This window comes from Rhodococcoides kyotonense (genome assembly GCF_900188125.1).
Classification (GTDB): Bacteria; Actinomycetota; Actinomycetes; order Mycobacteriales; family Mycobacteriaceae; genus Rhodococcoides; species Rhodococcoides kyotonense.
Genome location: NZ_FZOW01000009.1, coordinates 144,625 through 159,198 on the forward strand (window position 1 = coordinate 144,625; position 14,574 = coordinate 159,198).

Genomic DNA, 14,574 nt, shown 5'->3' on the forward strand with positions numbered 1-14,574 from the left:
GTTGTGTTCCACTTCTGTCGTCACTGCCAACGAGTGAGGAATCGAATACATTGGCGGAGAATCAGATCCGCGACGATCGCGACGATGCCGAGTGCGATCGACAGGCCGAGAACGCCGGAGACGTCGCCCTGACCCGCGCGCAACGTGATCAGACGCCCGATCCCGATCTGTGAGCCGAGCAATTCCACCGTCGCCTGGACCGCGATTCCCGTGGCCAGTGCGATTCGAAGCCCGGACAACACCGAGGGCAGTGTGCCGGGGACGATCACGTGCAGGAATCGTGCCCGCGAGTCGAGTCCCTGTGTGGCTGCGTATTCCTCGGAAGTCCGGGGAAATGCGGCGGCGGCCGACTGTGCCACGAGACCGACCGAGACGAAGCAGTAGAACCCGACCAGCACGACCTTGTTGAGATGTCCTTGGCCGAACCACACCAGAAAGAACGGTGCGAGAACGAGTGCAGGCACGGCGCCGAAGACGAAGAACAGCGGTTCGGAGACGTTGCGCACCCACTGCATTCGCGAGCTGAGCAGTCCCACTGCCGCACCTAACGTGCTCCCGATCGCCCAGGCGAGCACGGCCAGTCCGACCGTCCACGCCAGATTGATCGCAACTCCGGGCGATCGAACTCCGAGGTAACGGAGGCCCGGGTCGTCGAAGAAGCTATCGGTGAAATCGGTGAGGACGGTCAGTGGTCCAGGCAGAATCGCGCGGGAGTCGACGTTCAGTGCGATGACATGCCACGCCACGACGAAGACCACGACGCCGAGCAGTCGCCACCCGATCGCACCCCCGATGGAGAGCCACCGGCGCGGGCGCGCCGCCGCACCGGACGCGGGCGTTGCAGCGACCGGCTTCGCGCGCAGCGTCGTTGTCATGACGTCTCGTTCGCCGCTTCGGCGAGGCGGTACGCGTCGAGATAGTTCCTGGCGTCGTACTGCTCCTGCGCCTGCTGGGTCAGTTCGCTGTCCGGAGCGCTGGCCAGGGCTGCATCGGCCTTGGCCCGGTACTCGACGAGAGCGTCGTAGATCGCTCCTGCGATGGAAAGCTGGTCGGCAGTGTGGCCTTCGCCGATGACCCCCTGCGCGCTGAGGTCCGCGACCTGTGCGCCTGCGACCTTCTGGAAGTTGAAGGCGTCGTCGCCGTCGTCGTAGAGCGCCGCAGCTGCTTCGAAGTCACGTAGCGAATACAAGCCGTCGAACGTGGCCGCGAGCTCCTCTGGCGTGAGCGAGGATCCGGTGTAGCTGTTGAGGTAGTCGACGAAGTCGGCGGAGACTCCGACAGGGTCTGCCTCCATGTCGTCGATCAACCGGTACATGACGCTGGTGAACCGCAGCAACGTGTCCCAGTTCTCGGTCGCATAGTCGGTGGTGGTGAGGTATCCGGAGAACGTCGACCGAAGCGAGACGGTCTCTTCCTCGGGCATGTTGTCGACGACCTGCTGAAGGTCGATCAGTGGCTCCCATCCATCCATCTGGAGACGGCTGATCTCGACCGCACCGGTGGGCGAGACGAAGTCGGCTTGACCGACCTGCGCGGCGCGAACGATGTCGGGGTTGGCGAGGTATTCGACGTTCCAATCGGTCATCGCGCCGCCTGCTGTACCGGTGATCAGGTTGTAGAAGGTGGGCACGACACCCTGGCGCAGGATGACGTCCTGACCCTTGACCTGATCGAGGACGGTCGTGACCGCCTCCTCGTACGACTGACCTTCGGCCATCGCCTGGCTCAGCGTGGTGTATTTGCCGGCCGGGGCGAGCAGTCGGTACCCGTAGAACACGTCGCTGATGCCGAATCCGACGACGTTGTCGACGTTGTCCAGCTGCGATGCGATCGCCGGAATGTAGCCGCTGCCGAGTTCGATCTGGTCGTTGATCAGCGGCGTCAGCGATCCGATCAGGTCCGTTTGCGCTCCGTTCGGTGCTGGGTCGATGGTGATGCCGACCTGATCGAAGTAGCCGCGCGCAATTCCGGCGACACCCATCAGCTCGTCGCCGTAGGGTGAGAATCCGGCCTTGACGGTGGCTTCGGGAATGGAATCGCCTGCGGTCGCTTCGGATGTCGGTGCTGCGAAAGCCTCGGCTCCGCTCTCGCTTCCGCCTGACCCGGACGAACAGGCCGCGAGGACTGAGACTGTGGCTGCCAGGGCGATAGCTACGCCGAAGCGACCACGAAAGGTCGTGTTCATTGTTCTCCTGTTTTCGAAGGGGGGATGTCGAACGCGACGAAGCGCGTCAGAGTGCGGCGGGGCGCGCCTGCCTGACCGTGTCGATGACACGGGCACCGGCGGGCACGAGTCCGCGGTAGACATCGTCGACGGCGCTGTCGAGAGTGGACAGGACTATGTGGCGCACGATCTTTCCGCTGTCGGTGAGCTCGCCGTCCGTGTGGGACAGCGCGCGATCCAGCACGAGAATCTTGCGGATCCATTCGGGCGGTGAGACATCGGCATTGACTCTGAATGCCACGTCGCCCAGTTCCTCGTCGTCGATCGGGTAGTCGCCCGCGAACACCACCGCGATGAGGAACGGACGACCGTCTCCGACGACGACGACACCGTCGATTCGGCACGATCGACGAAAGATGTTCTCGGCGTGCTCAGGTGCGACATTCTTACCCGTCGAGGTGACGATGAGGTTCTTCTTCCGGCCGGTGATGGTCAGATACCCGCCGACGTCGACACTTCCCAGGTCGCCGGTATGAAACCAGCCTCCCCGCAACACATCCGCGGTCGCCTCGTCGTCGTCGAGATATCCCAGGAAGATATTCGGTCCCCGCGCCAGGATCTCGCCGTCCTCGGCCGTGCGGATCTGCACTCCGGATAGTGGGCGGCCGACAGTTCCCGGCTTGTTGTCGTGCGGCGTCGCGATGGTCAATGCCGTGGACGTCTCGGTCAGTCCATAGCCTTCGACGAGTGAAATACCCGCGCGCGCATATGTTTCCAGCATTTCGGACGCGATCGGTGCGCCGCCGGTCAGTGCATAGGCGAGCCTGTTTCCGAACATGTTGCGCAGTGTCAGTGGGTCCCTGTCGGCACGCATATAGGCACTTTCGAACAGACGTGGAACACCAGGAACGTAGGTCGGTGCGACATCGGCGATCTGACGGAGAATATCCGCCGTGCCTCCCGATCCATACGCGAGCTCGCCACCTGCCGCAAAGGTGGTCAGCTGTTGCAGTCGCGCCGACGCATGGGCGAGCGGAAGGTATACGAATGCCAGTTCCCGATGCCCGAGCCCGTGCACAGGGTGCGTCTCGGCCTCGATCGCCATGGTGACCACCGCTGCATAATTGGCATGAGTGAGCATGCAGCCCTTGGGCTTTCCGGTTGACCCGGAAGAGAACGAGATCGAGAAAAGATCCGTGGTCTGCGCAGCTGGACCGTCGTGCGCCGCCAACTCGTCTTGTGAGGCGAGGTCACCCAGGTCGCCGTCCGGATCGCCGAGCCGTAGCACGTGCGGACCACGGTCGCCGAACTCCGGCAGCGACGCCCCTCGTTCCACGACCAGCACCGCCGGACTGGTGCGCTCGACGATGTCGCGCAGTTGCGCCCATGCTGCGGTCGGATACACCGGAACGAGCGCCGCCCCGAGTGACGCGGCCGCGAGATCGACGACGGTCCAATCGGCTCGCGTCCTGACCTGGATCGCCACTCGGTCGCCGCGTCGTACGCCGGCCGCGTAGAGCACGTCGGCAGCGGAATCGACGAGTGTTCGAAGCTCTCCGTAGCTCCGCTGCGTCCAGCCTGACTCGGTCGCGAATCGCTGTGCTGGTGCGGAGTTGCCGAGCGTCATGTGCGGTGCGAGTAACTCGTGAATGGTGCCTGGCATTTTCCCACCTGATAGAAAGCGTGTTTACTACGTGGTAGAAGCCTAAGCGCCAGCAATGTTCGGGACAAACGACTTCGGGATTTGTAACGTGCGATTAACACGACAGAAGACCCCCGCGGGCCTGGCCTGGGCCGCGCCATCGGGCCAGGTGATCGGGGTTACACAGCTCCACGAACTCTGGTATCGCAGATGGAGCCGTAATTCGGCGCAGTCCATGCAGGCCGGGAGAAGACGTCCTTCACATCGCACAACGGGCTGCGGCTATCCGAGTCCGTTTCGGCGTAAGTATGGTCGGAGAATGACTGTCCGAGCGGGTGTAGTGGTCACGGGAACAGAAGTTCTATCGGGACGTGTCACCGATCGAAACGGCCCATGGGTGGCCCGACAGCTGCTGGAAATGGGCGTGGACGTCGCACACATCACGGTCTGCGGTGACAGGCCCCTCGACCTCACCGCGCAACTACAGTTTCTCGCCGATCAGCACGTGGACCTGATCGTCACGACAGGCGGCTTGGGTCCGACCGCTGACGATCTCACCGTGGCGACCGTCGCCGCTCTCTACGGTCGCGAACTACACCTCGACAACGAACTCGAACAACGCATCCGGACAATCGTGCAGCGATGGCGAAGCCGGCTGAGTTCTTCAGCCGACTCCGAGCCGCTTCTGGCAGGTATTCGCAAGCAGGCCTTGGTTCCGCGCGGTGCGCATTCCATCCCACCGACGGGAACCGCACCCGGAGTTGCGATGCCAGCCAACGACTCCGGCACGCTACCGACGATCCTGATCTTGCCCGGCCCGCCACGCGAGCTACAGGCGATGTGGCAGGACGCACTCGACAGCCCACCGGTCGCCGACGTCTTGGTTCGTCGAACGCAGGTAAGTCAGAACACAATTCGCGCATACGGATTGTCCGAAGCCGACCTCGCCGCAACGCTACGGACGGCCGAACGGACGATCCCGAGATTCGGCGATCTCGAGATCACCACCTGCCTGAGGCTCGGAGAGCTCGAAATAGTGACCCGATATGCAACCCCCGCGGCAACCACGTACGCGCATCTCGCAAGCCTGATCGACGAACATCATGGCACGCAGGTCTTTTCGACCGACGGATCCACTATCGACGACATCGTGGCCAACCGGTTGTCCGGCCATCGAATCGCCACCGCAGAATCGTGCACCGGCGGCATGATCGCTGCCCGCCTCACCGAACGCGCAGGTTCATCGGCATACGTCGTCGGCGCCGTGGTGTCCTACGCGAACGAGGTGAAATCGAGTCTTCTCGACGTATCCCCCGAGATCATCGACGAATTCGGAGCCGTCAGCGAACCAGTGGTAGCCAGCATGGCAGAAGGCGCGTTGCAGAGACTGGGCGTCGATATCGCGCTGTCGACCAGCGGAATCGCCGGACCAGGGGGCGGCACCGATCTCAAACCGGTCGGCACGGTCTGCTTCGCAGTCGCGTTCACCGGGCGACCGACCATCACCCGAACACTCCACCTTCCCGGTGACCGCACCAGCGTCCGTTCACTGTCCACCACCGCGGCAATGCACATGCTCGCCGACGCCTTGGCATTCGACCATTGATCGAAGCCACCTGCGCTGGGTAGTCGTGGACGATCTCCTTGGGTTGAGTTGCGGCGTGACAGAAATCCGGTGCGAACCCGTAGCGCGTCGCCCTTCGCCGACCTGACTCACAACGAACTCGACGCAGACGTCGCTCTCGGACGGGATCACCGAGAGAACGCCGTCGTACAGGTAGCCGAAGGGGTGACCGGCCACGTGGTCATCGAGTCTGAACTATGACGCAGTGACCGCAGCTTCACTTGCTCGTCTGTCAGCAAGCGTCCGGGCCGCGACATCCGTTGTGACATCTTCTGTTTCTGCAATTGCGAACACCTGATCGAGGGTGTCACCGATCTGGAGGGTCCGCTTATACACCTCGGACTCCGTCCATCCGAGGACTTCGCGGCCCACGAGATGGATTGCGCCTCCGGCGTTGGCGACGAAATCAGGGGCATAGAGGACGCCGCGGTCCTTGAGAATGCCACCGGCCTCGTCGTCTGCGAGCACATTGTTCGCAGCACCCGCGACCACGGAGCATTGCAACTGTGCTGCTGTCGTCGAGGTGATGACTCCGCCCATTGCACACGGGGCGAAGATGTCGCAGGCGGTGCTCAGTACGTCGTCGAGGTCTACCACCTGATGTCCGAGCGCCACGGCGTGTTCGAGACGAGCAGGATCAGGATCTGCGACAAGTAGTTCGGCGCCTGCTTCGGCAGCCAATGTTGCGAGGGAACCTCCGACTGCACCCAATCCCTGAACGAGGACCTTCTTGCCTGCGAGGGTTCCCAGGCCGCGGCGGACTGTGGCTGCTTTGATCGCTTCGAACACGCCCAGCGCCGTGGTGAACGCGCTGGACCCGGCCCCGCCGCGTTCGGCCGATCGACCGAAGACGAACTTCGTCGTGTCGTTCAGGGTGTCCATGTCGGCGGAGTTGGTGTTCACGTCGGGTCCGGTCCAGTAGTTGCCGTGCAACTTGTTCAAGTTTTCGGCGTGCAACTTCAGGATGCGTCGCCATGTCGCGGCGTCGATGTCCTTGCGGGGTGCGGGTAGCGCTATCACGGACTTGCCACCGCCCATAGGCAGATTGCTCACGGCCATCTTCAGGGTCATCGCTCCGGCCAACCTACCGGCGTCGACAATTGCGTCGTCCATATGCGGGTACTGCAGTGCACGAGTGCCGCCGGCTGCGGGACCGAGCCGGGTCGAGTCCAACCGGATCACGAACCAGGTCCCAGTTTCGCGATCGAACCGCGTGACTGTCAGTTCACCGTCCCACTCCATTGCTCCATCGAATTTCGTCATGTGCCGAAGTCCCTTCGCGATAACCGATTCGAGAGCGTTCCGTGACCCGAGTGTTCAAGGTTCTTGGCATTCGCTCGTTCGCAGACTAGAACTCTCGTCGTCGCAGTGTCTGCCCAAGATCGCCGATAGAAGACATACGCGAATTCCATTCGCAGAATTGGAGCCATCCGTCCATCATCAGTTGGATCCGGGAACGATGGCTGGACAAACGGCTGAGCCGTGGCCGCCCTCCTTCTACTCCCCCAGGCCGCCGTATGCTTCGTCGAACACCAACCAGGTCCGTGTCGAGCGAACACCATCGAGGCTTTGTAGACCTTCCAAGACGACGCGCCGCAATGTCTCGTTGTCCGGAGTTCGTATCAGCACGAGCACATCGAAATCACCCCCCAGCAAACTGAAATGATCGACATAGTGCATCGACCGCAGCGCGTTGGACACCGCCCGCCACGAATCTTGGCGGATCGACAAGGCTATGAAGGCCGCGGTGTCGAGACCTGCTGCGGCGTGGTCGATCCGAACCGTGAACCGGTCGATGACTCCTGCCGACTTCAGTCGTTCGACGCGGGTATAGGCGTGCGCGCGCGAGATGTGGACCCGCTCGGCTAGTACTCGCATCGATACCCGGCCATCCACGACCAACTCTTTCAAGAGTTGCCGATCGACGTCGTCGAGCTGAGTCGGCTCTGGGATGCGTGCCATCTGTCCACCCTTCCATTCTTGTCGTCGACCTCGAAAGACAAAAGTATCGAATTCGAGAACTTCGACGTCCATGAGTCTACGAATCGGCCTGCGACAAGTAAATTCTGTGATCGCCGACGCAGAATCATGGGACACGTCGATCTCAGGAGAGTACCCATGACTACCGTCGAGAAGGGTTCGGCACGGGCATATCAGCAGTTCATGCCAGCCGAGCATCCTGTCCAGTACCTTGCCGCGGACGGCACCGATGTAGACAGTGCCGCGCGGTATGCCCGGCCGTCCGACGAACGTTTGCTCTCGATGTACCGCACGATGGTCCATGGTCGCCGATTCGACCAGCAGGCAACAGCTTTGACCAAGCAGGGCAGGCTGGCGGTCTATCCATCTGCACGCGGACAGGAGGCCTGCCAGATCGCGGCGGCCACGTGCCTACGCGAGACGGACTGGATGTTTCCGACCTACCGGGACTCGATGGCATTGGCCGCGCGCGGCGTCGACCAAGTCGAACTGTTGGGCATGCTCGCCGGTTACTGGCATTGCGGCTACGACCCCAAGCAGTACCGCGTCGCTCCCCAATGCACACCTCTCGCGACCCAGTTGCTGCACGCAACCGGCTTCGCATACGCCGAAATGAAGCAAGGACGCGACACGATCGCACTTGCGTTCTGTGGTGACGGCGCCACCAGCGAAGGCGACTTCCACGAGGCACTGAACTTTGCTGCAGTGTTCCATGCGCCGGTGATCTTCCTGGTGCAGAACAATGGATTTGCGATCAGCGTTCCCCTTGCCCGTCAGAGCGCCGCACCGTCGTTGTCGCACAAGGGTGTCGGGTACGGCATCGGCAGTGAGCAGGTCGACGGCAACGACCCGATTGCCATGATGGCCGTGATGGACGAAGCCGTCGCCTATGTCAGGGCAGGCAAAGGCCCGGTTGTGGTCGAGGCCCACACCTACCGCATGGACGCGCACACCAATGCCGACGACGCGACCCGCTACCGCAAGTCCGACGAGGTAGAGGGCTGGCTCGCGCGAGATCCGTTGTCCCGCCTCGACGCCTACCTGACCAGCAAGGGTCTTCTGAACGACGAGTTGCGCTCGGACATCACCGTGTCCGCCGATGCCGACGCCGCCGAACTTCGCGCGGGTATGAACGTTGAACAGAGTGTCGATCCGCAGGACCTGTTCCGGTTCGTGTACTCCACTCCCACACCAGCATTGATCGAACAGAGCAACCAGGTTGCCGACGAAATCGCAGCCGAGGAGAACTGACATGACAACACTGACCATGGCGGGCGCGCTCAACGCGGCGCTCCGTGATTCCCTGACCGAGGACGACAAAGTCGTCGTCTTCGGCGAAGACGTCGGAACACTCGGCGGTGTCTTCCGGGTGACCGACGGCCTCACCCGTGATTTCGGCGACGACCGCTGCTTCGACACCCCCCTCGCTGAATCCGGCATCGTCGGATTCGCGATCGGCATGGCAATGTCGGGGTACAAGCCAGTCGTCGAAATGCAGTTCGACGCGTTCGCCTACCCAGCTTTCGAGCAGATCGTCTCGCACGTCGCCAAACTGCGTAACCGCACGCGCGGGTCGCTGACAGCTCCGATGGTGATCCGTATCCCGTTCGCCGGCGGCATCGGCGGCGTCGAGCATCACTGCGACTCATCCGAGGCGTATTACGCACACACTCCGGGTCTCAAAGTCGTGTCGCCGTCGACTGTGGCGGACGCGTATTCGATGATGCGCGACGCTATCGCCGATCCTGACCCCGTGGTCTTCCTCGAACCGAAGCGGTTGTACTTCTCCAAGGCCGACGTCGAATTGGGACAAACCGAGCCCATCGGCACTGCAGTCGTTCGTCGCCCCGGCACCGACGTCACGGTCCTCGCGTACGGCCCGACTGTCTCGGTGGCCATGCAGGCGGCCGACTTCGCTGCCGAAGACGGCCGCAGCGTCGAAGTAGTCGATCTCCGCTCGCTCAACCCATTCGACGATGTCACCGTCGCCGCCTCGGTACACAAGACGGGCCGCTGCATCGTCGTCCAAGAAGCACAGAGCTTCGCTGGAGTGGGCGCCGAAATCGCCTCCCGAGTCTCCGAACGACACTTCCACCACCTGCACGCCCCCGTCCTGCGGGTCAGCGGCCTCGACATCCCCTATCCGGCACCGAAACTCGAACACTTCCACCTCCCGTCCGCACACCGCGTCCTCGACGCGATCGATCGCCTGCAGTGGAACGACGCACCGGACCTGTCCAGGGCGGTCACGGCATGAGCGCGAGAGTATTCAATCTCCCCGACCTCGGCGAAGGCCTGACCGATGCCGTGATCATCGAATGGAAGGTCAAGCAAGGCGACACCGTCACGATCGACCAGGTCGTCGTCGAGGTAGAAACCGCCAAAGCCTCCGTCGAGGTCCCCTGCCCCTTCGAAGGCGTTGTCGCACAACTGCACGGCGCAGAGAACGAAGTACTCGAAGTCGGGCAACCGCTGATCACCGTCACCGATGCTGCCACCGGCGACACCCCCTCTGCACACCAGCAGTATCGCGAGGAAGAACGCGCCGGGTCGGGCAACGTGCTCATCGGCTACGGGACCGGACACGGACCCACGGGGCGCCGACGTCGGCATCGAACCAGAACACAAGCGGCGCAGGTGAACTCCGCAACGACCCCCACACGCGAGACGTCGCCGAGTTCGACATGGGTCGCGGCACCACGAGTGCTGTCCCCGATCGTTCGCGCGCTCGCTCTCTCGGGTGGACTCGAACTCGAGCGGATCGAGATCGAGGGTAGCCACGGCGTGATCACACGCAGCGATGTCGACCGTGCATTGGCGTTGCAGTCGCAGCGATCCGAACCGAAGGCCGAGGCCGCAACCGGTTCCGGAATCACCCGAATTCCGTTGAGCGGTATCCGGAAAGCTATCGCGGACAAGCTCTCTCGCAGTCGATCCGAGATACCCGAGGCCACGGTGTGGGTCGATGTCGATGCCACCGCGCTACTACAGGCGCGTCGCGACCTCGACGCTACGATCGACGGCACCACGGTATCGCTGTTGGCAGTGTTGGCGAAGCTGACCACTCTGGCGCTTGCGAAGTACCCCGAGCTCAACAGCACGGTCGACACCGCTGCCGGTGACATCGTGCGATACGACGACATTCATCTCGGCATTGCGGCGCAGACCGATCGCGGTCTGATGGTGCCGGTGATTTCCCGGGCAGGACGGGCTGATTTGAAGGAGCTCGCCGAACTGCTGAGTGAGACAACTGAACTCGCGCGCATCGGATCCCTGCCGGCGTCCCGGCTGAGCGGCGGAACCTTCACCCTCAACAACTACGGAATCTTCGGCGTCGACGGCTCTGCAGCGATCATCAACCATCCCGAAGCGGCGATTCTGGGCATCGGCCGGATCATCGACAGACCCTGGGTCGTAGGAGGTCAGCTCACAGTGCGCAAGGTGGCTCAACTCTCGCTGGCATTCGATCACCGGGTGTGCGACGGCGGCGTCGCCGGAGGATTCCTCCGCACGGTCGCCGACTACATCGAGAACCCGGTCATGGCACTGGCAGGTGTCCGATGAGCGATGTCGACGTTCTGGTCCTCGGCGGCGGCTCCGGAGGCTACTCGTGTGCGATCAGAGCCGAGCAACTCGGCCTGTCCGTCGCGCTGGTGGAAGAAGACAAACTCGGCGGTACCTGCCTGCACCGAGGCTGCATTCCAACCAAAGCGTTACTACACACCGCCGAGGTCGCCGATTCGGTGCGCACCTCCGAACAGGTCGGAGTCAGCTCGACGTTCGGCGGTGTCGACGCCCGCGCGGCACTCGACTACCAATCGAAGGTAGTCGCAGGACTGTATTCGGGACTGCAGGGGCTCCTCGAGCGCCCGACCATCGACATCGTCCACGGAACTGGACATCTCACGGCATCGAGGACAGTGTCGGTCGGCGACCGCGACATCACCGGAAAGTCGATGGTGCTCGCAACCGGCTCCTACTCCCGCACCGTCCCGGGCATCGAACTCGGACCGCGGGTGATCACCAGCGACCAAGCCTTGACGTTGGAACGAGTGCCGGAATCGGTCGTCGTGCTCGGTGGCGGGGTGATCGGTATCGAGTTCGCAAGCATCTGGACATCGTTCGGTGCACAGGTCACCGTCGTCGAGGCCCTCGACCGTATCGTTCCCGGCGAGGACGAATGGTCGTCGAAACAACTCGGTCGCGCCCTGAAGAAGCGCGGCATCGATCTCCGAGTCGGAACCACAGTCGACGTTGTTCAGGAGACAGACACCGGTGTCACCGTGGCACTGTCGAACGGTGACGTCCTCGCCACCGACATCGTGCTCGTCGCCGTCGGTCGTGGTCCCAGAACCGAGGGACTCGGTCTGACAGAACATGGCATCATCACCGACCGCGGTTTCGTCACCGTCGACGACAATCTGACGACGTCGGTGCCCGGTGTCTATGCGGTCGGAGACATCGTGGCCGGATATCAGCTTGCGCACAGGGGCTTCCAGCACGGCATCTTCGTCGCCGAACGTATTGCCGGCCGGAGTCCAATACGCGTCGATGGAGACGTGATACCTCGGGTTACGTACTCTCACCCCGAAGTCGCGTCGGTCGGCCTGACCGAGCAGGCCACGAAGGACAAACACGGAAGCGTGACGTCATCGGTGTACGACCTCGGCGGCAACGGCAAAAGTCGCATTCTCGGCACCGCGGGCGGCGTCAAAGTGATTCGTGCCGGCGACGACGGCCCGATCGTGGGTGTACACCTCGTCGGCGACCGGGTCGGTGAGCTCATCGGTGAAGCACAACTCGCTGTTGCGTGGGAAGCTCTTCCGTCCGAGGTGGGCGCGTTCGTACATGCCCACCCCACGCAGAACGAAGCCCTCGGCGAGGCAATGATGGCGCTGTCGGGTAAACCCCTTCACAGCCATACTTAGTCGTTGGGCAACTCTCGTCAGCCCACAGGCGGAATCCTCGGACTGTCACACATGATCTGAGCCGTGTATTCATTCAGGAGCGCTTCCAGTCGGCCGACCATGAAGCTGTAGTACTCGTGCATTGCGTCGAAGCGTGCACGCTGCTCGGGTGCGAGCGCGCTGCCGCGTTGTTGTGCTGTCTCTGCGAGCTCTCTCAGATCGACCGTCTGCTGGAGTTGGTGCTGCAGGCAACCGATCCAGGCGTCGTCACGCCACCGGAAGACGTAGTGGCGACTTCCCGGCTCCTTGAATCGCTCCACGGTGCCGGTGGTGATGAGCAGGCGCGTCATCTCGGACACCGACCCTTTGCTCGCCGCAAGCACTTCTTGCAATTGCGTCAGAGTCAGGGGTACATCGCTGAGCATCAGCACGCCTGCGGCTCGGCCGGCCATCGGGGGCCAGCCCATCGCTCCCCCGATACGTATCCCGAAGTCCTCGATGAGGGACATCCTGTCGCTGTCGCTGACTCTGTCATCGGCCGGCATCGATATCACCACTTCCTGTTAAATCAGAATTAAATGAACTTTCACTCTTGACTGAACACTCCGTATTGGGAATCATACTCGTCAGGACCCGGGCGTTTCCGGACACCTCATTTACGCAACTCGCTACGGAGGTTTGCTGTGACCGAAACAGGTTGGGACATCATCGTTGTGGGGGCGGGGTCGGCGGGATCCGCGCTCGCGGTCCGCTCCGCGAACAAGGGCAAGCGCGTACTTCTGCTCGAGGCAGGCCCGGACTATCGCTCGGCGCAGATGCATCCCGCGTGGCGCTCACCGAACCCGATCCGGGCCTTGCTCGACCCGACCGCGACCGAGGATTTGGTGTGGACTGGCCTCGATGCAGCTCGAACCGAAAAGCAGCCGGCTGCACCGTATTGGCGCGGACGCGGCGTCGGCGGAAGCTCATCGATCAACGGGCAGATCGCGATTCGTCCCCCGATGGAGGACTTCGACGACTGGGTCGGCTGGGGATGTGTGGGCTGGGCTCCCGACGACGTCATGCCGTATTTCGCCAAGCTCGAGGACGACGAAGAATATGGCGCCCAGAGCTACCACGGCCGCGGTGGCCCGACTCCGATATACCGGATGCCACAGGAGAACTGGGGTTCCGTGGACTCTGCACTGTGCACTGCTGCGTTGTCTGCGGGCCATGCATGGGCCCCGGACGTCAATGCGCCCCATGCGATCGGAGTCTCGCCCTACCCCATCAACTCGAGGTCCGGTCAGCGCGTATCGGTGAACGACGCCTACCTCGAGGCCGCACGCGAGTGCTCGACGCTGACAATTCGAGGCGGCGCATTGGTCGATCAGGTTGTCTTCTCCGGTGATCGCGCGACCGGTGTCCGCATCATCGTCGACGGTGGCATTGTCACCGAGTATGCCGACGAAGTGATATTGAGCGCCGGAGCAGTCCATTCTCCAGCGATTCTCATGCGGTCGGGCATCGGGCCGTCCGGGACGTTGCGATCTCTGGGAATTACTGTGCGGCAGGATCTTCCGGTCGGTCACGGCCTCCAGGACCATCCGATGGCGGTGGTGTCGATCCCGCTGATCGACGAGGCCGGGATCCAGAGCCCCGACGACCGGCACACGAATGTCTGCGTCCGCTACACCAGTGCGCCCGACGCGCCCGTCGGAGACATGATGTTCGTGTCACAGAATCAGAATGTCGTAGCCATGGCCAACCCCGACATGCGTGCACTGGCAGGTGCATTCGGGGTCTGGGTCAATCAAGCGTACTCGCGTGGCGTACTGACGTTGACCTCGTCGGACCCGGCGAATCACCCACAGATGGATACCCGCATGCTCTCCGACGAGCGCGACGTGTCTCGTCTACGAGATGGGATTCGTGACTTGGTCCAGCTTGCCCGTGACCCGGCAGTCGCCGCGATAACACACGGACAGCTCGAGACCGAGAACAAGGCCCTCTTTGCGGTGCTCGACAGCGACAGCGAGCTCGACGACCATTTGCTCGCGACAGTCAGCGACGTGCAACATGCCACCAGTACATGCCGGATGGGCGCATCCGGTCACGAAGACACCGTCGTCGATCCGTCCTGTCGTGTCCTCGGGACCGACAGTCTGCGAGTCGTCGACGCATCCATATTTCCTTCCGTCCCCCGGGCGAACACCAACCTGACGGCGATCATGGTCGGCGAGCTCATGGCCGACCGCATCCGCTGACATCGATACAC

13 protein-coding genes are annotated in these 14,574 nt (G+C 62.7%); 7 read left to right on the forward strand and 6 right to left on the reverse strand.

Annotated features, from left to right (window positions below):
- Positions 1-20: 20 nt before the first annotated feature.
- From CHB96_RS16445 to CHB96_RS16455, 3 genes are read right to left on the reverse strand one after another with little or no spacing between them, the layout of a single operon-like run.
- Entirely contained in the window at positions 21-875 is an 855-nt protein-coding gene (locus CHB96_RS16445; RefSeq protein ID WP_089248084.1) for an ABC transporter permease, read from the reverse strand.
- The gene (locus CHB96_RS16450; protein ID WP_089248086.1) at positions 872-2,185 is read right to left on the reverse strand and encodes a substrate-binding domain-containing protein; all 1,314 of its coding nucleotides are present in this window, start codon (positions 2,183-2,185) and stop codon (positions 872-874) included. The genes CHB96_RS16445 and CHB96_RS16450 overlap by 4 nt, the downstream gene beginning before the upstream one ends.
- Before the next feature lie 46 nt (positions 2,186-2,231).
- A complete protein-coding gene (locus CHB96_RS16455) occupies positions 2,232-3,827 on the reverse strand; it encodes an AMP-dependent synthetase/ligase (protein WP_089248087.1) in 1,596 nt (531 codons plus the stop codon).
- 298 nt (positions 3,828-4,125) lie between these two features.
- Here CHB96_RS16455 and CHB96_RS16460 point away from each other — a divergent pair, with 298 nt between their 5' ends.
- Together CHB96_RS16460 and CHB96_RS29715 are read left to right on the forward strand one after the other, a co-directional pair.
- Positions 4,126-5,412 (forward strand): competence/damage-inducible protein A, encoded by a 1,287-nt coding sequence (locus tag CHB96_RS16460; RefSeq protein ID WP_089248089.1) that lies wholly within the window; start codon positions 4,126-4,128, stop codon positions 5,410-5,412.
- A 69-nt stretch (positions 5,413-5,481) separates the two neighbouring features.
- The gene (locus CHB96_RS29715; RefSeq protein WP_176444330.1) at positions 5,482-5,631 is read left to right on the forward strand and encodes a hypothetical protein; all 150 of its coding nucleotides are present in this window, start codon (positions 5,482-5,484) and stop codon (positions 5,629-5,631) included.
- On the opposite strand, the gene CHB96_RS16465 is transcribed toward CHB96_RS29715, so the two are convergent.
- Complete coding sequence (locus CHB96_RS16465; RefSeq protein WP_089248091.1) at positions 5,626-6,693, reverse strand: Glu/Leu/Phe/Val dehydrogenase family protein; 1,068 nt, start codon at positions 6,691-6,693, stop codon at positions 5,626-5,628. The two genes, CHB96_RS29715 and CHB96_RS16465, sit on opposite strands and share 6 nt — an antisense overlap.
- 234 nt (positions 6,694-6,927) lie before the next feature.
- A complete protein-coding gene (locus CHB96_RS16470) occupies positions 6,928-7,392 on the reverse strand; it encodes an Lrp/AsnC family transcriptional regulator (protein ID WP_089248337.1) in 465 nt (154 codons plus the stop codon).
- Positions 7,393-7,548: 156 nt separating this feature from the next.
- Here CHB96_RS16470 and pdhA point away from each other — a divergent pair, with 156 nt between their 5' ends.
- The 4 genes from pdhA to lpdA are packed head-to-tail and all read left to right on the forward strand — an operon-like array spanning position 7,549 to position 12,338.
- Positions 7,549-8,661, forward strand: coding sequence for a pyruvate dehydrogenase (acetyl-transferring) E1 component subunit alpha (gene pdhA, locus CHB96_RS16475; protein WP_089248093.1), 1,113 nt, complete (start codon positions 7,549-7,551; stop codon positions 8,659-8,661).
- Position 8,662: 1 nt separating this feature from the next.
- A complete protein-coding gene (locus CHB96_RS16480; protein WP_089248095.1) occupies positions 8,663-9,667 on the forward strand; it encodes an alpha-ketoacid dehydrogenase subunit beta in 1,005 nt (334 codons plus the stop codon).
- A complete protein-coding gene (locus tag CHB96_RS16485; protein ID WP_089248339.1) occupies positions 9,664-10,974 on the forward strand; it encodes a dihydrolipoamide acetyltransferase family protein in 1,311 nt (436 codons plus the stop codon). Before CHB96_RS16480 ends, CHB96_RS16485 begins: the two co-directional genes overlap by 4 nt.
- On the forward strand, positions 10,971-12,338 hold the full coding sequence (lpdA, locus tag CHB96_RS16490; protein WP_089248097.1) for a dihydrolipoyl dehydrogenase: 1,368 nt from the start codon (positions 10,971-10,973) through the stop codon (positions 12,336-12,338). Before CHB96_RS16485 ends, lpdA begins: the two co-directional genes overlap by 4 nt.
- Before the next feature lie 17 nt (positions 12,339-12,355).
- On the opposite strand, the gene CHB96_RS16495 is transcribed toward lpdA, so the two are convergent.
- Positions 12,356-12,862 (reverse strand): GbsR/MarR family transcriptional regulator, encoded by a 507-nt coding sequence (locus CHB96_RS16495; protein WP_089248099.1) that lies wholly within the window; start codon positions 12,860-12,862, stop codon positions 12,356-12,358.
- Positions 12,863-13,000: 138 nt separating this feature from the next.
- Here CHB96_RS16495 and CHB96_RS16500 point away from each other — a divergent pair, with 138 nt between their 5' ends.
- Positions 13,001-14,563: a GMC family oxidoreductase gene (locus CHB96_RS16500; RefSeq protein WP_089248101.1), complete on the forward strand. Its 1,563-nt coding sequence runs from the start codon at positions 13,001-13,003 to the stop codon at positions 14,561-14,563.
- The last annotated feature ends 11 nt before the right edge of the window (positions 14,564-14,574 follow it).

Excerpts from the sequence above, each read along its gene's own strand:
- CHB96_RS16445 (WP_089248084.1), bottom strand. The coding sequence starts at position 875 with ATGACAACGACGCTGCGCGCGAAGCCGGTCGCTGCAACGCCCGCGTCC.
- CHB96_RS16450 (WP_089248086.1), bottom strand. The coding sequence starts at position 2,185 with ATGAACACGACCTTTCGTGGTCGCTTCGGCGTAGCTATCGCCCTGGCA.
- CHB96_RS16455 (WP_089248087.1), bottom strand. The coding sequence starts at position 3,827 with ATGCCAGGCACCATTCACGAGTTACTCGCACCGCACATGACGCTCGGC.
- CHB96_RS16460 (WP_089248089.1), top strand. The coding sequence starts at position 4,126 with ATGACTGTCCGAGCGGGTGTAGTGGTCACGGGAACAGAAGTTCTATCG.
- CHB96_RS16465 (WP_089248091.1), bottom strand. The coding sequence starts at position 6,693 with ATGACGAAATTCGATGGAGCAATGGAGTGGGACGGTGAACTGACAGTC.
- CHB96_RS16470 (WP_089248337.1), bottom strand. The coding sequence starts at position 7,392 with ATGGCACGCATCCCAGAGCCGACTCAGCTCGACGACGTCGATCGGCAA.
- pdhA (WP_089248093.1), top strand. The coding sequence starts at position 7,549 with ATGACTACCGTCGAGAAGGGTTCGGCACGGGCATATCAGCAGTTCATG.
- CHB96_RS16480 (WP_089248095.1), top strand. The coding sequence starts at position 8,663 with ATGACAACACTGACCATGGCGGGCGCGCTCAACGCGGCGCTCCGTGAT.
- CHB96_RS16485 (WP_089248339.1), top strand. The coding sequence starts at position 9,664 with ATGAGCGCGAGAGTATTCAATCTCCCCGACCTCGGCGAAGGCCTGACC.
- lpdA (WP_089248097.1), top strand. The coding sequence starts at position 10,971 with ATGAGCGATGTCGACGTTCTGGTCCTCGGCGGCGGCTCCGGAGGCTAC.
- CHB96_RS16495 (WP_089248099.1), bottom strand. The coding sequence starts at position 12,862 with ATGCCGGCCGATGACAGAGTCAGCGACAGCGACAGGATGTCCCTCATC.